Below are 19,468 nucleotides of genomic sequence, written 5' to 3' on the forward strand. Positions count from 1 at the left end.
AAATTCACCATTGGATTTTCAAACTTACCATTCAAGTGTAAAATTCATCACCAGCAAGAAATGATAAGTGAAGATTTAGCACTTGGTGATATTCTCAAGGAACATACTGCTGATAAGAAAGATATAGCAGTGTTCGACAGAGGAATGAAAGACAGAAAGGTAATGGATGAGCTTTCAGATGAGCAGACTCAATATTTTGTCACCCGAATTTACAAAGACTCAAAGTATATTTTAGCAGAAGGGAGTCAAGTAAAGAAATTAGCTGAGCAAGATGAGCATCTGCGCTTAATTAGCAGTCAGAAAGTACATCTTTTCACTAAAAGTCAAAAGAAGACAAAAAATACCTTTCGTTTGATAGAGGGTAGACTGCTAAAGAAGGATGAGAAGAGAGGAGAAATTAAAGAAGAGAAGATACTGTTTTTAAGTAACTTAACCGATGATTTTAGTGATGAGCAAATAGCCGGAATTTATAGGAATCGTTGGAAGATAGAGCAGTATTTTCGTTTTATAAAGCAAGAGCTTAACTTTAAACATTTCTTTTCAAGAAATCTCAATGGCATACAAGTGATGATGTATGTAATATTAATAGCATCAATATTACTATTGACATACATAAAAGAAGAAGGATTGAAAGGCTATAAAATCCCTAAAAGGCGATTTTGTTATGGTTTACAAGATGAAATAATTAAAGAAATTGTAATCCATTGCGGAGGAGATCCTTCAAAAATGTATTCTTATTCAGATAGTTAAAAATGTTCCTTACAACCTTAGTTTGAAACTTTGCCAAAGTGTAGCGACATTGCAGTTGAAAAAATAGAACAATCTGACTTGTCGCACTAATGATAGAAAACAAAAAAAGAAGTAAAACTAAATAAAAAAACAAATGAGAAAGTATGCTATTATTACAGGTGGCTCGCGAGGTATAGGGCGCGCTATATGCGAAAAGCTCGCACAAGACACCGATTATCATTTACTCATTGCTTACCAAAGCAATGAGGTTGCTGCGCTTGAAACCCTCAATCACATCAAGAAATTAGGACGTGAAGGAGAGATTATACGCTTTGACGTTTCTGACCACCAAAGTACTACCGAAGCCCTCACCAAATGGCAACACGACAATAAAGATGCCGTAGTAGAGGTGATTGTGAACAACGCGGGTATTAACCGCGATGGGCTCTTTATGTGGATGCCCCAAGAGGATTGGAGCAAAGTAATCTCTACTACCCTCGATGGCTTCTACAACGTAACGAACTTCTTTATCCAAAAAATGTTACGCCATCGTTATGGACGTATTATCAACATCTCATCGGTATCGGGAGTGAAGGGAACCGCAGGGCAAACCAACTATTCGGCTGCCAAAGGAGCGATTATTGCAGCTACCAAAGCCTTGGCACAAGAAGTAGCCAAAAGACACATTACCGTGAATGCCATTGCTCCTGGGTTTATACGCACTGATATGACCTCTTCGCTCAACGAAGAAGACCTCGTGAAGCTTATACCAGTAGGTCGTTTTGGGGAAGCCGAAGAAGTAGCTGACCTCGTATCGTTTTTAGTCTCTAAAAAAGCTTCGTATATCACCGGAGAAGTGATTAATATCAACGGGGGAGTGTATAGTTAGGTAAAAGGTAAAAGATAAAAGATAAAAGGTAAAGCCAGCGAGGGCTCACAGCTGGGTATATGTGAATAAAAGGTAAAAGGTTATTGCACAAAAAGCGTTGCCAAAGGTCGTAACACGACCTTTGGTAACGCTTTCTTAATAATATCAATTGTTAATAAAGAATTATCCTTGGTGAGTTTTCTTCAATAAATCGTTTACTACTTTTACGGGGTTGAAGGTGATGATAGGTACTTCTACGAAAAGGGTAATCCAGTGAGCCATTGAGCCGTTCCACAAACCGGGGAGTTCGAGAGCTTTTAGCGGTCTGCCCATAAAGGTTTTGGAGGTTATAAAGGCTTGGTTAGGGTCTACGTACTGTTGTAAATCGAATTTCTCGCCTTTGTAGTTCTTCGTGCCACAAACCAAATCTACGGGGTTAAAGTGAGTAGATTGCTGGAAAATTTCCTTTTGCTTGGCATCTGCCATATTCACCTGTGCAGATTCGATGATTTGTAAACTATAACCTTCACCATCTTTCACCCAGAAAGGACCTCCACCGGGTTCTCCTTCGTTCTTCACCATTCCGCATACGCGTATAGGGCGATTCAGTTGCTCTTTGATAAACTCCATAGCATATTGACGGCGGAATTTATAGAGATAATCGGGAACAGAGATATTGATTTCTTTGAGGAAATCGAGTATATGCTTAATCTCTTTCTTCTTAATCTTATCATTATCTATACGATGTAGGATTTTAAACACTTCGTCTTGTACTTCACATAGTTTTCCGGCGAGCGCTTCTTTGTAAAACACGGTCTCATCGGTATACTTTTTCACTACCACATTATCAATATTCTTGATGAAGATGATGTCGGCATCGATATCGTTGAGGTTGCTGAGTAGCGCTCCGTGACCCGCAGGGCGGAAAACTAAATTACCTTCTTCGTCGCGGAAAAACTCATTATCTTCAGTTACCGAAATTGTATCAGTACTTGGTTTTTGGTAAGAGAAAGTTACATCGAAAGTAATGTTATAGCGCTCTTCGAGTATAGGTTTGATATGGTTGAGTTCCTTATAAAAAGCTTCGGTATGCTGCTCGGTGATGGTGAAGTGTAGGTGTGCTTCTTCTTCATCGGAGGCATAAAGTACTGCTTCGCGGAAGTGCTCTTCAAAAGGAGTGGCGATTTTCTCGGAATGCTTATGGAAAGGTAGTAATCCCTTAGGCATATTGCCATAGCCCAACCCTTCTTCATTGAGAAGCGTATTGACGATGATGTGTTTTTGGATATCTTCGTTTAGTGAGGAAAAGTCGGGGTGATTTTTATCAATAGTAGCTTTTAAGATAGGATAAAAGGCAAAGCGTTCGAGACCTTCGAAGAAGGTTTTAACTTCTTTGTTACCTGTTCTGTTGACATAAGCTATAAATGACTCACGGTCGGGTTCGAAATCGTCTCGGAAAGCGAAAAGAGCTTTAAACATACGGGTAGCCGCACCAGAGGCAGGTACGAATTTAAGGATAGTGTTACCTCGCTTTCGTTTTTGGTAAATAGCAGCGTACTTGGCGGCTTCTTCTTTGCTGAGCGGAATAATACCATCGTCTATCACAGCGGCTTTATACAGTTGTATAGGAGGAATTCCTTGTTTGAATTGCGCTATTTGGGCATCGAGTATTTCTTCGGAGATCCCTTTTTTAATGAGCAATTGGCGGTCTTTTTCTGTTAATTCATTCATAATATAATAGTTTCGTTTAACATTCCAAAACTTACGATTGTTTTAGAGGACAAAGATATAAACAAAAAAAGATAAAAGCAAATAAAAAGCAAAAAAAGTTTTTGGAAGATAAAAGATAAAATTTATGACAGCTGAGTATGTGGCAAATTAGAGAATTAGAAAATGAGGAAATGAGAGAATGAAAAATGGAGCGTGAGCTTGTAGCTCACGCTGACGAAGGGACTCGGAGGAGCGATCTATACGAGTATTCTTATTATTTAGTTTTTGAAACCACAGATTCTTCTGTAGTTATATCGGCTTTTGCACGGTCTCTTCCTATTTGAAAGCCTATGGTAAGGAGTATTGCTATCGCCCCAATAATAGAGAGAACCAAGCGTCTTTCTTTATTCTTCTCGCGATAAGCACTGGCTAAAAAGATACATAAAAATACAATAACTAACCACATAATATAAGGGTTTAATGAGAGATATGATACAAAAATTCGCCTGTAGCTTTCCCTAATCTATAAATAAAAAGTAAGGATAAGATAACAGCTACAAGGGTTAGTCTTTTGTCACTAAGAATAAGGCGACGGACTGAGGTAAGAAAATTCATAAGTGTTTCTGAATATTCCCTACAAATTCTCCTAAGGCATAAAAAACGCCATATAAGAACCACCATAGTAGAATGGCTAAGAATATCATTTTGGGTATGGATACTGTTTCTGATTCTTTTGTTTTCATATTACAAACGAGTATTAATGTTAATAACTATTGTCCGAACAATCCTTCAAGGAAGCCTTGTTTGGCGGAAGTCCAGTTGTTGTACAGATAGGCGATTGCCATTAGTATTAGGAAAGCGCCTATAATTCGGTTTGGTTTTGATTTTTTCATATGCTTATTATTAAAAATGCGAATTAAGGAAAATGTTGGGAGGGTCATCACATACAGGCATTATAAAAGTCATCAGCGTTGTTTACCTTTTTCATACCCCTCATAAAAAGAGTTTAATAGACTGTCGATGTCTTGTGCTAAGAGAGCAACCAAAAGAGCTATAACTATTACAATTAAGATTTTTGTACGTGTTTTCATAACGTATGTGATTAAAATTCGGTACAAAGGTAGTGAATTATTACTTATAAAACAAAAATAATGATGCCAATAATACCAAAAATGCCAAAAATGCCAGAAATACTGATAATGCCAGAAATGCCAGAAATGCCAAAAATACTGATAATTAACTTTGCCAAAGTTTCAAACTTTGGCAAAGTGTGTACCTCTAAAAGTGATACACCTTAGCTATCGAAAGGAAACAAAAGAAATCGGAAGAGAAGAAGGAGAGTTTTTGATGAAAAAAGGCTGTAAGGAGGGTGGGGTTAGCTTATAGAGAGCTTATAGGAAGCTTATACGAATCTTGGACGATTGGTATAGAAAGGGTATATAAAGAGTTGAATCATAGCATAATACAGCGACACAAAAAACGGTAAAAACGGGGTTTCGAGGCGAAAGAAAGAGGAAGAGGCACTAGGCCTTAGGCCATAGGCACTAGGAGGGAGTATGACGGAAAATCAAAAGAAACCTCTCCTCTAGCCCCTTCAATGAGGGGGAATGTGGCGAGTCATTTATTGGGAAAGCCCCCGAACCCCCGAAGGAGGACAAGCTGGAAAAGGAGACAAACCTCCTCCCTTATACATACTTTGCTCTCGCGGTGCACATACCCAGCTATTGCTGGATACCTTCAAAGAAGGGGAATTAGTGACGGAAAAGGGAAGAAATGACGAGGGACGAATGACGAGAGGATATCTGTAAGGAAGCGTTTTCATAGAAAAAAGAACTATGTAAATAGGGATTGTGTAGGATATATAACGAATGTAAGAGTTTACAGTGCTGGGGGTGAGAAAATATTTATGGGTGAATTGCTAATTGATAATTATTTTCTATCTTTGCCGAAAATTTACCCATTTATGAATGTAAGATTTACTATACTCACTACCACAATGTTTGCCCTAATGGCTTGTAATAACGGGCAACAGGAAATAGCTGTTGCCGAAGATGCTCTTGCTAACACTCAGAAAGCTGAGGAAGCACGCGATAAGAGCAACGAAAGAAATCCGTTTGGTGCGGGTGGGGCGAATTTTTCTAACAACGTATCGCTACCAACTACACAGCAAGGAGTAAAGCTCAATCCGCCTCACGGAGAGCCAGGACACCGTTGTGATATAGCTGTGGGGGCTCCGCTACCCAACGACGGCAATGTGATAGCTCAAACACAAACACAAGCACAGCCTGTGAGCAGTGCCGATGCTAAGCCCGTAGTTTCGGGAGGTATGCCACAAGTGCAACAGGTGCAGGTGGCACAACCTCAGACACAGCAAGGGGTGGCGACGAAGGGACAGAAACTGAATCCGCCTCACGGGCAACCAGGGCACCGTTGTGATATACCGGTGGGCGCTCCGCTGAACAGTAAGCCTGTGAAACAGCAAGCACCAGCTACGCCTAAAACGGTAGAGCAACAAATAGTTATCGACCCCAAAATGGCACAACAGCACACGGGGACTACTGAACCGGGCTTTTCGGGGAAGCCTAATCCGCCTCACGGGCAACCGGGACACCGCTGTGATATAGCGGTAGGAGCGATATTGCCATAAAAAGAAGTGCAAGGGGTGATTTTTAATATGTAAATGAGTGAAAAAATAGCAATACAGGGTATCAAAGGTTCGTTTCACTATCAGACGGCTGAGAGTTACTTTGGCAAAGATATAGAGGTACTGGAATGTCGTACTTTTGATGCGGTAGTGAAAGCACTGCTGAAAGGCGATGCTAACTGGGGCGTGATGGCTATTGAGAATAGCATTGCAGGAGCAATATTACCTAATTATGCGCTTATAGACCGCCATAACCTGCATATTACAGGGGAGTACTATATAAACATACAGCACCACTTGATGGCGCTAGAAGGGCAACGCTTAGAGGATATTACTGAGGTGCATTCGCACTATATGGCACTGTTGCAGTGTAAGGATTTCTTTCACGATTATCCTGATATACGACTGGTGGAATCTCCTGATACAGCTGAGGCAGCACGACAGATACACTTGCAACAACTCAAAGGAGTGGCGGCTATTGCTTCGGCATCGGCTTCTGAGCTCTACGGCTTGCCTATTATTGCGGAAAGTATACAAACCATTAAGCGTAATGCTACCCGCTTTGTGGTACTCAGAACTACTGATGCACACCTGCCCAAAAGAGATATCAATAAGGCAACGCTTAAATTCCAAGTATATGACAAGAGTGGTAGTTTGGCAACGGTGCTGAACGTGTTACGCGATTACGATATGAATATGACTAAAATACAGTCGTTGCCTGTAATAGAGACTCCTTGGAAATACGCATTCTTTGTAGATGTGGTGTTTGATAGTTATGCCCGATACCAACAAGCGATGCAACTTTTGGATATTATGACAGAAGAGCTAAAAGTATTAGGGGAATATGAAAATCGGTTGAACAGTGAGAGCTATTCAAAATCAATCATATAGAAAATAAATATAAAAAAACAGATTAAAAGATAGCTTCTATATCAAAAATATTGACTAATATTGACCGCGAAATTAATAATCAATGGTTAGAGGTTAATGATAAATGACAAAAGACTAATTAGAAATGGCAAATTATGAATTACAAAAGGTGGCTGTATTTAGACGCAATAGAGTGCACCAATACTTACATACCCAGCTTTTGTTGGCTTTATTTCTTAGCTTTTACTTGTTATCTGCACAGTCTATTTCTTTAGAGAATATCTGGACGCAACACGCTTTTTACCCCGAACGTATGTACAACTTGAAGGCACTGAAGGAAACCCCACAATATACAGTGCTCGAATATAACCGTGACAAACACATTCAGGAAATTAACCTTTACGACTTTGCGACGCTCAGCAAAGTACAAACACTCTTTGAAACTAATGAAAGGGTGAACAGGATTGAGAGCTATGAGTTTTCTCCTGATGAGAAAAAGCTTCTTATCGCTACCCGAAAAGAGGATATCTACCGACATTCGTTTATAGCTGATTATTTTCTGTACGACCTCGCTACTGGCGACCTTAAAAAAGTGAGCGATAAGCGCATACAAGTCCCCTCTTTTTCACCTAATGGTAAGCAATTGGCTTTTGTATACGAAAACAACTTGTATTTATACGACCTTACGACGGGTGCGGAAACCCAAATCACTACCGACGGACAGAAGAACGCTATCATTAACGGTACTGCTGATTGGGTGTACGAAGAAGAGTTCGGGATTGTGCAATTGTTCGCTTGGAATGCTGATGGTACACAATTAGCATTTATACGTTCGGATGAGCGCAAAGTACCTGAGTTTTCAATGGACATTTACGGTTACGACCTCTATCCTACGCCTTATACTTTCAAATATCCCAAAGCAGGGGAAGCTAATTCGGCGGTGAGTTTGCATATCTATACTGTGGCTGATAAATCGGTGGCTGAAATACCCTTGAAAGCCTATTATATCCCGCGTTTGCAATGGACAAACTACCCTCATAAGCTGACGGTACAAACTCTCAATCGCCACCAAAACGATTGGCAACTCTTGCAAGTGAATAGCCAGACGAAGGCGACGACTTCCTTAGTGAAGGAAACCAGCGCGACTTATGTGAGCATTAACAAGGATATACTATTTTTACCCGATAATAGTTTTATTTACCAATCGGAGAAAGATGGAAATAACCATTTTTACTATTGCAATGCCAAAGGGAAATTATTACGCCAGCTCACGCGTGGTAACTGGGAAGTAACCGATTGTTATGGCTATGATCCTAAAACCCAACAGTTGTTCTACCAATCTACCCAGACGGGCTCTACCCGCCGAGGACTCTATGCGGTAAACCTCAAAGGCAAAGCCCCTCGCGCGCTTTCTACTGAGGCAGGAACAAACAAAGGTACATTCAGTGGGGATTTTTCTATGTATATCCACGCTTTTGCCAATGCCACTACGCCTCCACGCTATACGCTAAACGATACCAAAAGTGGCAAGCAACTCAAAGAAATCGTTACCAATGCCGAATACGCCCAGCGATTGAAAACCTATAATTTGCCCGAAAAAGAGTTTATGGAACTGAAAACTGCTAAGGGTACTTTCAACGCTTATATGCTCAAACCTAGGAATTTTGACCCTAAAAAGCAATATCCGCTCTTGATGTACCAATACTCAGGACCAGGCTCACAAGAGGTAGCCGACCAATGGTGGGATATGAACGACTTTTGGCACGCAATGCTCACCCAAAAAGGTTATATAGTGCTATGTGTAGACGGCAGAGGCACAGGTTACAAAGGAGCAGATTTTAAGAAATGTACCTATCAGCAACTCGGCAAATACGAAGTTGAAGACCAAGCCGATGTTGCTCAGCTCGTAGGGGCTTATCCTTATATAGATAAGAGCAGAATAGGTATTTGGGGTTGGAGTTTTGGCGGATTTATGTCGTCTAACTGTTTGTTTCAAAAAGGCGATATATTCAAGATGGCGATAGCAGTAGCCCCTGTTACCAATTGGCGTTTTTACGATACTATTTACACCGAGCGTTTTATGCGCACCCCCCAAGAGAACGCGAAAGGTTACGACGAAAATTCACCGTTGTTTCACGCTGCCAAACTCAAAGGTAAATACCTACTCATTCACGGTAGTGCCGACGATAATGTACACGTGCAAAATGCAATGGTGCTCATCAATACCTTGGTGAGTTTGCAAAAAGATTTTGATTGGTTAATTTACCCCGATAAGAATCACGGTATTTACGACAACACAGGTAGCACACGCTATCAGTTATATACAAAAATGACGAATTTTATCATAGAAAATTTATAAACAAACTTTTTAATTTATTAAATAAATGGATACAAACGTAGAAAATGCGAAAAAGAAGCACCCTAAGGGGCTTTATTTGGTGTTCCTAACAGGTATGTGGGAGCGTTTCAGTTACTATGGAATGCGTGGTATTTTGATGTTATACCTCACCAAGACGTGGCTTGAAGGCGGTTTGGCTTTCGATAAAGCTACAGCGAGTCTTATCTATGGCTTTGCCACAGGACTTACCTATTTCACTCCACTGATTGGCGGTTGGATAGCCGATAACTTTTTAGGACAACGCAGGGCAGTATTGTTAGGGGGGCTCATAATGTTCTTCGGTGAGTTTGCGTTGTTCTCTATAAACACTCACTTTGGCTTATATTTAGGGCTATTTTTGTTGATTATAGGTAACGGGTTCTTCAAACCGAACATTTCAGCCTTGGTAGGAGGGCTCTATGAATCAGGTGATAAACGTCTAGACTCGGCTTTCTCAATTTTCTATATGGGTATTAATTTAGGGGCTTTCTTAGCACCACTCATTACTGGATTCCTTACTGATAACATCTTTGCTACTCACGGTGTAGATGCACAAGGAAAAGAAATAATCCTTTCTTACGGTTATAGATACGGATTCTTGGCAGCTGCTATCGGTATGCTTATAGGAGAGTTGATATTTGTTTTCTTTGCACAGAAATACTTAGGCGACCTTGGATTGCAACCAAAAGGTGGTAAGAAAAAAGTACAAGAACTTTCGGAAGCCGAAGTGCAAAAACCACTTACCAAAGAAGAAAAAGAGCGTATTGCTGTTATCTTTATCTATTTCTTCTTTGCAATCTTCTTTTTTGCAGGATTTGAGCAAGCGGGCTCTTCGCTTACCCTTTATACCGATAACTATATCAACAGGACGGTGATGGGCTTTGAAATTCCTACTGCTTGGTTCCAATCAGTAAATCCATTGTTTATTGTATTATTAGCACCGGTATTTGCATCGTTTTGGGGTACTAAAATGGGACAACGTCTCACTACTCCGTTTAAAATGGGAATGGGAATGATACTCTTAGGGGTAGGGTTCTTCTTTATGCTTGGTGCTGTTTACGAGCGTGGTGGCTCTATAGGGGTAGACCCTAAAGATATAGCAGTGAAAGCGAGCTTGGCTTGGTTGGTGCTTACTTACCTTACTCATACCATTGGTGAGTTGTGCTTATCACCCGTAGGACTTTCTACGGTTACAAAACTTTCACCTCCGCGTTTAGCAGGACTTATGATGGGTGTTTGGATGATGGCTGCTTTCTTCGCCAATGCAGCAGGAGGAGTGATTGCTTCTTACGTAGAGAAACTTGGGGCAAGCGTAGTATTTGCTGCGGTTTCAGGATTTGTAATCCTCTGCGGTTTAGGAATGATACTCCTTAACAAGAAACTTCAAGCGATGATGCACGGAGTAAAATAGTGCGAGCGTGTGAGCCACACAGGCGCGTACGAACCGTATAAGTTATATAAAAAAGGCTGTCCTATTTTAGGACAGCCTTTTTTGTTATATATATTCGGAGTTATCGGACGATTCGGACTTGTTGGACGGAGGTAAGACGAGATTGAAGGCTTTATTGGGGAGCGCTGAGGGAATAGAAAGATATCGGAAAAGAACGGAAGAAGATAGGGAGGGTTTTTGATGAAAAAAGGGTGTAAGGGGGGTGGAGGTAGCTTATAGAGAGCTTATAGGAAGCTTATACGAATCTTGGACGATTGGTATAGAAAGGGTGTATAAGTAGCTGATTCATACTGTGATACAACAAGGCTAAAAATGTTAAAAAAGGGGGTTCGAGGCGAAAGAAAGGGAAAAGGCACTAGGCCTTAGGCCATAGGCATTAGGGGGGAGTATGACGGAAAAGGGAAGTAATGACGAGAGACGAATGACGAATGACGAAAGACGAATGATGAAGAGGGTTATATTAACTAACAATCCTTCCGCTAACGCGTTTCTTGTAGCCTCCACCTCATTTCCTCATTTACTAATTAATCTGGCATTATTTTTGAAGCTCTATTGTGGTAAAATAAATCATCAACAAGAACTCATCAATTAAAAAAGTCATTAAGAATGAAAACCTATTTTTTATGCCTTATGGCAATAGCCTTCACAATGGGGTGTGCTAACGGCAATAACAAAAGAACAACCTCACTTATCACTAACGACGAAAATTCAACTCATCAACAAGCAGAAATGAAAAAAACAAACAAATCAAAATCTACTGACATCTATTTTGCAGGAGGTTGCTTCTGGGGTACCGAACACTTCTTTAAACAAATTCGCGGAGTGCTCGCCACCGAAGTAGGCTATGCCAATGGCAAACTCTCCAAAGCCCCCAGTTACGAACAAGTAAGTACAGGCAATACAGGTTTTGCCGAAACCGTAAAAGTAACCTACAACCCTCAACTCATCGACCTCAACCAACTGCTCGACCTCTATTTCAAAATTATCGACCCTACTTCCCTCAACAAACAAGGCAACGACCGTGGCACGCAATACCGCACAGGCATCTATTACGTAAACGAAACCGAAAAACCGCTTATCGACAAAACTATTGCCACACTTGCCACACAATACAGTAAACCCATAGTAGTAGAAGTGCTCCCTTTAAAGAATTTTTATAAAGCCGAAGAATATCATCAGGCGTATTTAGATAAGAATCCGCAAGGCTATTGCCATATTTCACCAGCCTTGTTTGAAATAGCGCGCAAAGCCAATCCAGTCAAACAGGAAGGCTTTAAAAAGCCTTCTCAAGCCGACCTTCGTAAGCAACTCACCCCCGAGCAATACGCCGTCACCCAAGAAAGCGCCACCGAACGCCCATTTGCCAACGCCTATTACAACGAGTTCCGCGAAGGTATTTATGTGGATATTACCACCGGCGAACCCCTCTTTATCTCTACCGATAAGTTCGAATCAGGCTGTGGCTGGCCAAGTTTCTCTAAACCTATTGATAAAAAACTCATAGAAGAAAAAACCGATAAATCTCATAATATGACTCGTACCGAAGTGCGCAGTAAGTTAGGCGACGCACATCTCGGTCACGTTTTTAACGATGGCCCTAAGGATAAAGGAGGCTTGCGCTATTGTATCAACAGTGCCTCATTGCGCTTTATCCCCAAAGCCGATATGGAAAAAGAAGGTTATGGCAAATATATATCCCTCTTAGAGAAAAAAAACTAAAAAATAAAAAATTAATACTCTCATTCTAAGAAAGGGGAAGGCTACTATTTTAGGTCTTCCCCTTTTTACTTATTACTTATCATACACTTAGCCCAAGCTATACTTCCTCTTATCTTTAATTTCGCTTGTTCGCCCTACAAACAATTCTTTAAATTTGCTTTTCTCATTTTAAAGTTCTACCTTTGCAAAACTTTTAACCATTAACCTTTCATTAACTCTTAACTCATAACTAAAAAGATGATTATTCAAAAAAAAGACGTATTAGAAGCGCTCCGCAAGATTACCGCTCCTGGTGAAGGAAAAAATATGGTAGATAGCGGTGCTGTACAAAATATAGTAGTTTTTGGTGATGAAGTGGTAGTAGATGTAGTGATAAACAACCCCAGTCTGCAAGCCAAAAAACGCACCGAAGTAGAGGTGATGAAAGCCATTCACGGCGAAGTAAACGAGAAAGCCAAAGTAGTGGTAAATGTAAAAGTAATCGCCCCCGAAGTTACTGAAATCAAAGGGAAACCTATTCCAGGGATTCAGAATATCATAGCCGTTGCTTCAGGCAAAGGAGGCGTAGGAAAGAGTACTGTTACAGCCAACTTAGCAGTAGCACTTGCCAAAATGGGCTTTAAAGTAGGTGTGCTCGATGCCGATGTATATGGCCCCTCTATCCCTATGATGTTCGATGTAGCCACCGAGCGTCCGCGTTCAGTAACCATTGAGGATAAATCGTTTATTCAGCCCATCGAAAACTACGGGGTAAAAATACTCTCAATTGGGTTCTTTACCAATGCTAATCAAGCAGTGATATGGAGAGGTCCTATGGCAGCCAAAGCTCTTAACCAGCTCATTTTCGAGGCTTATTGGGGCGAATTAGATTTTCTCCTCATCGACCTTCCTCCAGGTACAGGCGACATTCACCTAAGCATTATGCAAGCCTTACCTATCACAGGGGCAGTAGTAGTGAGCACTCCACAACCCGTCGCCCTTGCCGATGCTCGTCGTGCGGTAGCAATGTTCGGACAAGAAAATATCAATGTGCCTGTGTTGGGTATCGTAGAAAATATGGCTTACTTTACCCCTGAGGAATTGCCAAACAACAAGTATTATATCTTTGGTAAAGAAGGAGCTAAACACTTGGCAGGAGAACTAAAAGTGCCTTTCTTAGGCGAAATCCCCTTAGTACAAGCCGTTCGTGAGGCAGGCGATACAGGGCAGCCCATAGCGTTGCAAGAAGGCAGTCCGCAAGCAAAAGCCTTCCACTCCTTAGCACAAGAAGTGGTGAAGAATGTAGTCGCTCGCAACGAAAACCTCCCACCCTCTGAGGCTATCAAGATTACCAATATGGCAGGGTGCAGTAGTAAGTAACAATTAATAAGTAATAATTATGGATACACTTGTAGAACCTAAAGAAAGAGATGTTTTACCTCTTTCTAACATATCAAAAGAAGCTCTAAAAGCTATAAAAGAAGGCTTAGAAGATGAAAAGAAGGGTGTTTTTATACCCCACGATGATGTTATGAAAGAAGCCAAAAGAGTTATAGACCAATGGGAGCAAAAGATGATGAATTGAGAATTGTATGGATGCCCAAAGCTCAAATACAATACTTAGATGCTCTATTGTTTTGGATGAAAAAGACCTTCTCAAGGTCTTATAGTGATAAAATAGAAACGGAAGTAGAAAAGATTGCTAATCTACTTAAACAAACTCCAAGAATAGGACAGAAAGTATATGATATTGAAAATACAACAGAAGAATTAAGAAGGGTGATAGTGCTTCATAATTTCTCTATCTATTACAAAATCATAGAAGATAAGAAAGAAATTCGCTTTATTGTTTTTTGGGACAATAGGAATGATCCTGATGAATTAGATTTAAATTAATTACTAACTTCTTATAACTAATAAACAACAATATCAATGAACCCAGAAAAACTTAAACAAGAAGTAATAAAAGCTTTAGATAAGATACGTCCCTATTTGCAAAACGATGGGGGAGATATTTCTCTAGTGGATATCGAAGATGGCAAAATCGTAAAAGTGCGATTAGAAGGTACTTGCACTAACTGTTCAGTAAACCAACTCACACTTAAAAGCGGAGTGGAAATGACTATCAAAGAGTTTGTACCTCAAATAGAAAAGGTAATCAGCGTGGAATAACTAATCAGTATAATGGCAACGAATAAAGAATCGAGAAAAGAATATTGGAAACGCAAGTGGCTCAGCAAATACCGCTTGGTAGTAATGGACGACAGTACTTATGAGGAGAAAACCTCCTTCCGCTTGAGTCGTCTTAATATCTTTGTGTTTGGTTCCTTGTTTGCCTTTGTGCTCATTACGCTCACCACCGTGCTGATTATCTATTCTCCTTTGCGTCAGTATATCTTAGGGTATACTGCTGTAGAAAACAAACGCGAGACTTTAAACTTGCTCTTTAGGGTAGATTCCTTAGAAGGTAAAATACAAAGTAATGATGAGTATCTCGCTTCACTAAAAAAGGTGCTTGTAGGCAATATCAAACCTCAACAAGACAAAGATACTACCAGCTTTAACATCTCCGACCCTAAATACAACCCTAAGGCTTACAGGACAACTCCTACCAAAAAAGATTCTATTCTTCGTAAAGAAGTAGAAGAGGAAGAGACTCAACCTCAAGACAGTTTATAATACAAAAAAACAATGACAAAACTAAGTGTAAACATTAATAAGATTGCCACCTTGCGCAATGCACGTGGAGGCAATATCCCCGATTTGTTACAAGTAGCCAAAGATGTACAACAGTTTGGTGCCGAGGGTATCACTATTCACCCTCGCCCCGATGAACGTCATATCCGCTACCAAGATGCCTTCGATTTGCTAAAAGTAGTAACCACCGAGTACAATATTGAGGGCAACCCTATCCCTAAGTTCATCGATTTAGTGTTACAAGTAAAACCTACCCAAGTAACTCTTGTTCCTGATGCCGAAGATGCTATTACCTCTAATGCGGGTTGGGATACGGTAAAACACAAAAGTTTTTTAACTGAAGTAGTAACTGAGTTTAAGCGCAACGGCATTCGCACCTCTCTTTTTGTAGACCCAGTGGAAGCAATGGTAACGGCTGCCGCTACCACAGGAGCTGACCGTGTGGAGCTTTATACTGAGAGGTATGCGCGTGAGTATGCTCGCGGTGATAAAACCCAAATAGCCCCTTATATAAAAGCAGCCTTAGAAGCACAAAAAGTAGGATTAGGACTCAATGCAGGACACGATTTGAGTCTCGACAATGTGAAGTACTTCAAAGATAATATTCCTAATTTATCAGAAGTATCCATAGGGCACGCACTTATTTGTGAAGCACTCTATTTAGGTTTAGAAAATGTAATACAACTCTACCTAAATAAATTGGCAGATTAGTAAATTTGTCAATTAGCAAATTAGGAAAAGTGCCCTTAGATTAGCCAATAATCATACATTAAATATCAACAAAATGAAAACACATCTTACCTTAGGGGAGTTCATCATTCAAAATCAGAAGGACTTCCAGCATTCAACAGGTGAGCTCTCACGTTTGCTAAGTGCTATCAAATTAGCCTCTAAGTTAGTAAACCGTGAAGTAAATAAAGCGGGGCTTGTTGAGGATATTTTAGGCGATATGGGCAAGGAGAATATCCAAGGCGAAGTACAGAAGAAATTAGACGTCTTTGCTAATGATCTCTTTATCCGTGCGCTTACACAGCGCGATGTAGTATGTGGCATAGCTTCCGAAGAAAACGAATTCTTTATACCGATTACGGCTTCTGAAAACAGTCCTAATAGCAAATATGTGGTGCTCATCGACCCACTGGACGGTTCGAGCAATGCCGACGTAAATGTAACGGTGGGCACAATCTTCTCTATCTACAAACGTATAACTCCCATAGGTACACCTGTACAATTGGAAGATTTCTTGCAAGAAGGCAAGAAGCAAGTGGCGGCAGGGTATGTGGTCTATGGGCTTTCTACTATGTTAGTCTACACTACAGGACACGGAGTAAACGGTTTTACACTCGACCCTTCTATCGGTACTTATTACCTTTCTCACCCTGATATGAGATATCCCAAAAATGGTAATATTTATTCGATTAATGAGGGAAATTATGTGCATTTCCCACAAGGAGTAAAAGATTATATCAAATATTGCCAAGCATTAGAGGACGACCGTCCTTACACCTCTCGATATATAGGTTCTTTGGTCTCCGATTTTCACCGCAATATGCTCAAAGGCGGGATTTATATTTACCCGCAAGGTACACGTACGCCACGAGGTAAATTACGCCTGCTTTATGAGTGCAATCCTATGGCTTTTCTTACTGAGCAAGCAGGAGGTAAAGCTTCAGATGGTTATGGACGTATAATGGACATCAAGCCTACAAAGCTACATCAGCGGGTGCCTTTCTTCTGTGGTTCGGAAAATATGGTGAAAAAAGTAGAGTCGTTTATGGCAAAATATCCAAAAGACAAACCTGAATATTAGTAAATTATAAAATAAAGAATAAAAAACTTGCAAAATATTTGCTCAATATTTTGCAAGTTTCGAAAATAGTATTACTTTTGCACCCGTAATGAAAGAAGGTACCTTAGCTCAGTTGGTAGAGCAAAGGACTGAAAATCCTTGTGTCCCTGGTTCGATTCCTGGAGGTACCACGAGATCTTCTTCATAGAGGAAATTTTTCATATTTTTAAGGATTAGGAATTGCAAAAGCCTCAGCATTACGCTGAGGCTTTTGTTTTTTATTTTATACTATACTTTCCTATTTAAAATATTCTGTATCCTACTGAAAGGCTAAACACTTGGTTTGAGGTACTCTCAGAACGGTTAGGGAGCACATCGCTGAAACCAATACCGTACTGAATGCCTGCTGTAAATCGTTTAATTTCTACGCCTGTGGCTAAGTTTAATCCTGCATCAAAAGGGCGTAAATCATCAGAAGAACGATTACCTATGCTGAGGGAATGGCGATTGGTTACTTTATAGTCCTTTAACTTATCTTTCTTGTAGTAAGCCCATTCTTCACGACTATTGCCCCACAAAGCAGCTGCTACATAAGGACCTGCTTTCCAAACGAGTTTTACATTCCTGAGTTTAAGTTTATAGCCTACATAAAAAGGCATCTCTAAATAACCATAAGTGTAATGCAACTCACTGATTTGTTTTTCTTTACCTTCTTTATATTTATACTCATAGGCTTGCCCTTTGGTGTTGAGCATTAAACCTGTTTCAAGAGCAAATCCGGTAGGGAAGTTCAAACTGAACAACGCCCCCGTATGAAAACCTGGGGTAAAAGTTCTATCACTATTAGAAGAATCGGCGTAATAAAGTCCTGCTATATTGCCTCCTATTTTCACTTCTAAACCTGGCTTTACCTGTGCCTGTAACATCGCTATACTGCTGAATAACATTACAGCTAAAAATAGTTTTGTTCTTTTCATTCTATATTGATTTTTGTTATTGTAAAGTACAAAGGTACAAAATATTTTGTAAATGAACAAACTTGCGAATATATTAATTATTATTACCTTTGCCTCCCAAACTAGAAGCTGAACTCTAATACTTAACAACTGATGAAACAGATAGACGGTTTTTCTAAACTTACCAAATCCCAAAAGATTGCGTGGCTTTGCGATACTTATTTCCCTAATATAGAGAATGCTGCATCTTTTTTTGAAAAGTACCACAACGCTGATACTGACCTTCAAAAACTGCACGACGAGTTTATTGAAAATACGGTCTCTAACTACTATCTGCCCTTTGCGGTAGCTCCTAACTTCCTCATCAACGGGCGCACTTATACTGTACCTATGGCTATTGAAGAGAGCTCGGTGGTGGCAGCTGCTAGCAGGGCAGCTAAATTCTGGCAAAGCCGTGGTGGTTTTCATACCGAAGTGCTTTCTACCGAAAAAACAGGGCACGTACATTTCTTCTTCTACGGTGAAAAAACTAATTTAGAAAACTTCTTCAACCACATACAACCCTTGATGCTCGCCAAAGCGCAACCCATTACTGCCAATATGGAAAAACGCGGGGGTGGCATTACTTCTCTTACCTTAGTAGACAAAACCGATGCTTTGGCATACTATTATCAGCTTTCGGCTACTTTTGAAACCTTAGACGCTATGGGTGCGAACTTCATCAATTCGTGCTTAGAATCCTTTGCACAGACGTTTAGAGAAGAAGCGGAACGAGACGCCTCTATCGGTGATAAGTATGAAATCGTAATGTCGATACTCTCGAACTATGTGCCTAACTGTTTGGTGCGCGCAAAAGTGCAATGCCCTATTGAGGAGTTGGAGATTGCCCACTTAAAAGGTGCTGAAGCTGCGAAGAAATTTGTGCAAGCTCTCGCTATTGCCAATGCTGATGTGTACCGTGCTACCACTCACAACAAAGGTATAATGAACGGTATTGACTCGGTAATTTTGGCTACGGGTAATGATTTTCGTGCCATAGAAGCTGGTGCGCACGCTTATGCTGCTCGTAGCGGGCAGTACAAGAGCTTATCGGCTGCGTGGATAGAGGGTGATACTTTCTTCTTTGCCCTTGAACTCCCTTTGGCTTTGGGTACCGTGGGTGGACTTACTACATTGCACCCTTTGGTAAAAACGGCTCTTGGAATCCTTGAAAAGCCTAACGCCCGTGAGCTAATGCAAATAGTGGCTTGTGTGGGGTTAGCACAGAACTTTTCGGCTGTAAGCTCGCTGATTAGTCTGGGAATCCAGAAGGGGCATATGAAAATGCACTTGAATAACATTTTTAATCAATTAGGGGCTACCGAAGAGGAAAAACGTGTACTTTCTTCTTATTTTAAAGATAAAACCGTAACATATAACGATGTAGCCGAAGCCCTCAAGAAAATTAGGAAATGAGGTGCGAGCCGCACGGGCAAATCTTTGGTAAAGTGTAGCGACGCAAAATTTGCAAACCAATTCTGATGGACTTTAAATATACTTCAAACGAAACTACAGTGGGTCTTCAGTGGGTCTACAGTGGCTCTACGATGATGATTAATTAAATTATAATTGAACATTAATCGAACTTATAGAGCTACTATCTTCTAATATCTCTCATTCTACTGGTTAGACTTATCGGAC

At 40.5% G+C, this 19,468-nt stretch carries 22 protein-coding genes and 1 tRNA gene; 17 read left to right on the plus strand and 6 right to left on the minus strand.

Annotation, left to right across the window (positions count from 1 at the left end; translation table 11 throughout):
- Both ACSQ7D_RS12170 and fabG read left to right on the plus strand, forming a co-directional pair.
- A partial coding sequence (locus tag ACSQ7D_RS12170) for a transposase (RefSeq protein WP_437135808.1) occupies nucleotides 1-750 on the plus strand: 750 nt, incomplete at its 5' end.
- Nucleotides 751-883: 133 nt separating this feature from the next.
- On the plus strand, nucleotides 884-1,618 hold the full coding sequence (gene fabG, locus ACSQ7D_RS12175; RefSeq protein ID WP_002674825.1) for a 3-oxoacyl-ACP reductase FabG: 735 nt from the start codon (nucleotides 884-886) through the stop codon (nucleotides 1,616-1,618).
- Between the two features lie 162 nt (nucleotides 1,619-1,780).
- On the opposite strand, the gene ACSQ7D_RS12180 is transcribed toward fabG, so the two are convergent.
- From ACSQ7D_RS12180 to ACSQ7D_RS12200, 5 genes are all read right to left on the minus strand, one after another.
- Nucleotides 1,781-3,328: a DUF4301 family protein gene (locus ACSQ7D_RS12180; protein ID WP_437136403.1), complete on the minus strand. Its 1,548-nt coding sequence runs from the start codon at nucleotides 3,326-3,328 to the stop codon at nucleotides 1,781-1,783.
- Nucleotides 3,329-3,581: 253 nt separating this feature from the next.
- Entirely contained in the window at nucleotides 3,582-3,773 is a 192-nt protein-coding gene (locus ACSQ7D_RS12185; RefSeq protein WP_437136404.1) for a hypothetical protein, read from the minus strand.
- A 145-nt stretch (nucleotides 3,774-3,918) separates the two neighbouring features.
- Nucleotides 3,919-4,050 (minus strand): cell division protein FtsX, encoded by a 132-nt coding sequence (locus tag ACSQ7D_RS12190; RefSeq protein WP_437136405.1) that lies wholly within the window; start codon nucleotides 4,048-4,050, stop codon nucleotides 3,919-3,921.
- 27 nt (nucleotides 4,051-4,077) lie between these two features.
- Nucleotides 4,078-4,200 carry a hypothetical protein gene (locus ACSQ7D_RS12195; RefSeq protein ID WP_009421580.1) on the minus strand — a complete coding sequence of 41 codons (123 nt, stop codon included), beginning with the start codon at nucleotides 4,198-4,200 and terminating at the stop codon, nucleotides 4,078-4,080.
- 72 nt (nucleotides 4,201-4,272) lie between these two features.
- Complete coding sequence (locus tag ACSQ7D_RS12200) at nucleotides 4,273-4,398, minus strand: hypothetical protein (protein WP_255493547.1); 126 nt, start codon at nucleotides 4,396-4,398, stop codon at nucleotides 4,273-4,275.
- Nucleotides 4,399-4,458: 60 nt separating this feature from the next.
- Here ACSQ7D_RS12200 and ACSQ7D_RS12205 point away from each other — a divergent pair, with 60 nt between their 5' ends.
- From ACSQ7D_RS12205 to ACSQ7D_RS12270, 14 genes are all read left to right on the plus strand, one after another.
- Nucleotides 4,459-4,605, plus strand: a complete 147-nt coding sequence (locus ACSQ7D_RS12205) for a hypothetical protein (protein WP_437136406.1) — start codon at nucleotides 4,459-4,461, stop codon at nucleotides 4,603-4,605.
- A gap of 665 nt (nucleotides 4,606-5,270) precedes the next feature.
- Nucleotides 5,271-5,954 carry a hypothetical protein gene (locus tag ACSQ7D_RS12210; protein ID WP_437136407.1) on the plus strand — a complete coding sequence of 228 codons (684 nt, stop codon included), beginning with the start codon at nucleotides 5,271-5,273 and terminating at the stop codon, nucleotides 5,952-5,954.
- Between the two features lie 33 nt (nucleotides 5,955-5,987).
- Nucleotides 5,988-6,842 (plus strand): prephenate dehydratase, encoded by an 855-nt coding sequence (locus tag ACSQ7D_RS12215; protein ID WP_437136408.1) that lies wholly within the window; start codon nucleotides 5,988-5,990, stop codon nucleotides 6,840-6,842.
- Between the two features lie 124 nt (nucleotides 6,843-6,966).
- Complete coding sequence (locus tag ACSQ7D_RS12220) at nucleotides 6,967-9,180, plus strand: S9 family peptidase (RefSeq protein ID WP_437136409.1); 2,214 nt, start codon at nucleotides 6,967-6,969, stop codon at nucleotides 9,178-9,180.
- A 25-nt stretch (nucleotides 9,181-9,205) separates the two neighbouring features.
- The gene (locus tag ACSQ7D_RS12225) at nucleotides 9,206-10,609 is read left to right on the plus strand and encodes a peptide MFS transporter (RefSeq protein ID WP_009410808.1); all 1,404 of its coding nucleotides are present in this window, start codon (nucleotides 9,206-9,208) and stop codon (nucleotides 10,607-10,609) included.
- Between the two features lie 645 nt (nucleotides 10,610-11,254).
- Complete coding sequence (gene msrB, locus ACSQ7D_RS12230; protein WP_437136410.1) at nucleotides 11,255-12,367, plus strand: peptide-methionine (R)-S-oxide reductase MsrB; 1,113 nt, start codon at nucleotides 11,255-11,257, stop codon at nucleotides 12,365-12,367.
- A gap of 237 nt (nucleotides 12,368-12,604) precedes the next feature.
- Nucleotides 12,605-13,726, plus strand: a complete 1,122-nt coding sequence (locus tag ACSQ7D_RS12235) for a P-loop NTPase (protein WP_437136411.1) — start codon at nucleotides 12,605-12,607, stop codon at nucleotides 13,724-13,726.
- A gap of 19 nt (nucleotides 13,727-13,745) precedes the next feature.
- On the plus strand, nucleotides 13,746-13,931 hold the full coding sequence (locus ACSQ7D_RS12240; RefSeq protein ID WP_289013171.1) for an antitoxin: 186 nt from the start codon (nucleotides 13,746-13,748) through the stop codon (nucleotides 13,929-13,931).
- On the plus strand, nucleotides 13,907-14,242 hold the full coding sequence (locus ACSQ7D_RS12245; RefSeq protein WP_002674770.1) for a type II toxin-antitoxin system RelE/ParE family toxin: 336 nt from the start codon (nucleotides 13,907-13,909) through the stop codon (nucleotides 14,240-14,242). The genes ACSQ7D_RS12240 and ACSQ7D_RS12245 overlap by 25 nt, the downstream gene beginning before the upstream one ends.
- 36 nt (nucleotides 14,243-14,278) lie before the next feature.
- Nucleotides 14,279-14,518 carry a NifU family protein gene (locus ACSQ7D_RS12250; RefSeq protein WP_009417048.1) on the plus strand — a complete coding sequence of 80 codons (240 nt, stop codon included), beginning with the start codon at nucleotides 14,279-14,281 and terminating at the stop codon, nucleotides 14,516-14,518.
- A gap of 12 nt (nucleotides 14,519-14,530) precedes the next feature.
- Nucleotides 14,531-15,025 (plus strand): hypothetical protein, encoded by a 495-nt coding sequence (locus ACSQ7D_RS12255; RefSeq protein WP_053581602.1) that lies wholly within the window; start codon nucleotides 14,531-14,533, stop codon nucleotides 15,023-15,025.
- Nucleotides 15,026-15,037: 12 nt separating this feature from the next.
- The gene (locus tag ACSQ7D_RS12260) at nucleotides 15,038-15,754 is read left to right on the plus strand and encodes a pyridoxine 5'-phosphate synthase (RefSeq protein ID WP_264861029.1); all 717 of its coding nucleotides are present in this window, start codon (nucleotides 15,038-15,040) and stop codon (nucleotides 15,752-15,754) included.
- 73 nt (nucleotides 15,755-15,827) lie between these two features.
- Nucleotides 15,828-16,853, plus strand: coding sequence for a class 1 fructose-bisphosphatase (fbp, locus tag ACSQ7D_RS12265; protein WP_009421611.1), 1,026 nt, complete (start codon nucleotides 15,828-15,830; stop codon nucleotides 16,851-16,853).
- A gap of 97 nt (nucleotides 16,854-16,950) precedes the next feature.
- Nucleotides 16,951-17,023 (plus strand) — tRNA-Phe (locus ACSQ7D_RS12270).
- A gap of 111 nt (nucleotides 17,024-17,134) precedes the next feature.
- Here the strand turns inward: ACSQ7D_RS12270 and ACSQ7D_RS12275 are convergent.
- Entirely contained in the window at nucleotides 17,135-17,809 is a 675-nt protein-coding gene (locus ACSQ7D_RS12275) for a porin family protein (RefSeq protein WP_009419037.1), read from the minus strand.
- Nucleotides 17,810-17,941: 132 nt separating this feature from the next.
- On the opposite strand from ACSQ7D_RS12275, the gene ACSQ7D_RS12280 reads away from it, so the two are divergent.
- Complete coding sequence (locus ACSQ7D_RS12280; protein WP_437136412.1) at nucleotides 17,942-19,243, plus strand: hydroxymethylglutaryl-CoA reductase, degradative; 1,302 nt, start codon at nucleotides 17,942-17,944, stop codon at nucleotides 19,241-19,243.
- The last annotated feature ends 225 nt before the right edge of the window (nucleotides 19,244-19,468 follow it).

It is taken from the genome of Capnocytophaga sp. G1920, assembly GCF_051417515.1.

Bases quoted from the DNA above. Each gene is read 5' to 3' on its own strand.
- ACSQ7D_RS12200 (WP_255493547.1), bottom strand. From the start codon at position 4,398: ATGAAAACACGTACAAAAATCTTAATTGTAATAGTTATAGCTCTTTTG.
- ACSQ7D_RS12210 (WP_437136407.1), top strand. From the start codon at position 5,271: ATGAATGTAAGATTTACTATACTCACTACCACAATGTTTGCCCTAATG.
- ACSQ7D_RS12255 (WP_053581602.1), top strand. From the start codon at position 14,531: ATGGCAACGAATAAAGAATCGAGAAAAGAATATTGGAAACGCAAGTGG.
- ACSQ7D_RS12220 (WP_437136409.1), top strand. From the start codon at position 6,967: ATGGCAAATTATGAATTACAAAAGGTGGCTGTATTTAGACGCAATAGA.
- ACSQ7D_RS12235 (WP_437136411.1), top strand. From the start codon at position 12,605: ATGATTATTCAAAAAAAAGACGTATTAGAAGCGCTCCGCAAGATTACC.
- fbp (WP_009421611.1), top strand. From the start codon at position 15,828: ATGAAAACACATCTTACCTTAGGGGAGTTCATCATTCAAAATCAGAAG.
- ACSQ7D_RS12250 (WP_009417048.1), top strand. From the start codon at position 14,279: ATGAACCCAGAAAAACTTAAACAAGAAGTAATAAAAGCTTTAGATAAG.
- ACSQ7D_RS12225 (WP_009410808.1), top strand. From the start codon at position 9,206: ATGGATACAAACGTAGAAAATGCGAAAAAGAAGCACCCTAAGGGGCTT.
- ACSQ7D_RS12180 (WP_437136403.1), bottom strand. From the start codon at position 3,328: ATGAATGAATTAACAGAAAAAGACCGCCAATTGCTCATTAAAAAAGGG.
- ACSQ7D_RS12240 (WP_289013171.1), top strand. From the start codon at position 13,746: ATGGATACACTTGTAGAACCTAAAGAAAGAGATGTTTTACCTCTTTCT.
- ACSQ7D_RS12185 (WP_437136404.1), bottom strand. From the start codon at position 3,773: ATGTGGTTAGTTATTGTATTTTTATGTATCTTTTTAGCCAGTGCTTAT.
- ACSQ7D_RS12190 (WP_437136405.1), bottom strand. From the start codon at position 4,050: ATGAAAACAAAAGAATCAGAAACAGTATCCATACCCAAAATGATATTC.
- ACSQ7D_RS12215 (WP_437136408.1), top strand. From the start codon at position 5,988: ATGAGTGAAAAAATAGCAATACAGGGTATCAAAGGTTCGTTTCACTAT.
- ACSQ7D_RS12275 (WP_009419037.1), bottom strand. From the start codon at position 17,809: ATGAAAAGAACAAAACTATTTTTAGCTGTAATGTTATTCAGCAGTATA.
- ACSQ7D_RS12245 (WP_002674770.1), top strand. From the start codon at position 13,907: ATGGGAGCAAAAGATGATGAATTGAGAATTGTATGGATGCCCAAAGCT.
- msrB (WP_437136410.1), top strand. From the start codon at position 11,255: ATGAAAACCTATTTTTTATGCCTTATGGCAATAGCCTTCACAATGGGG.
- ACSQ7D_RS12280 (WP_437136412.1), top strand. From the start codon at position 17,942: ATGAAACAGATAGACGGTTTTTCTAAACTTACCAAATCCCAAAAGATT.
- fabG (WP_002674825.1), top strand. From the start codon at position 884: ATGAGAAAGTATGCTATTATTACAGGTGGCTCGCGAGGTATAGGGCGC.
- ACSQ7D_RS12205 (WP_437136406.1), top strand. From the start codon at position 4,459: ATGATGCCAATAATACCAAAAATGCCAAAAATGCCAGAAATACTGATA.
- ACSQ7D_RS12195 (WP_009421580.1), bottom strand. From the start codon at position 4,200: ATGAAAAAATCAAAACCAAACCGAATTATAGGCGCTTTCCTAATACTA.
- ACSQ7D_RS12260 (WP_264861029.1), top strand. From the start codon at position 15,038: ATGACAAAACTAAGTGTAAACATTAATAAGATTGCCACCTTGCGCAAT.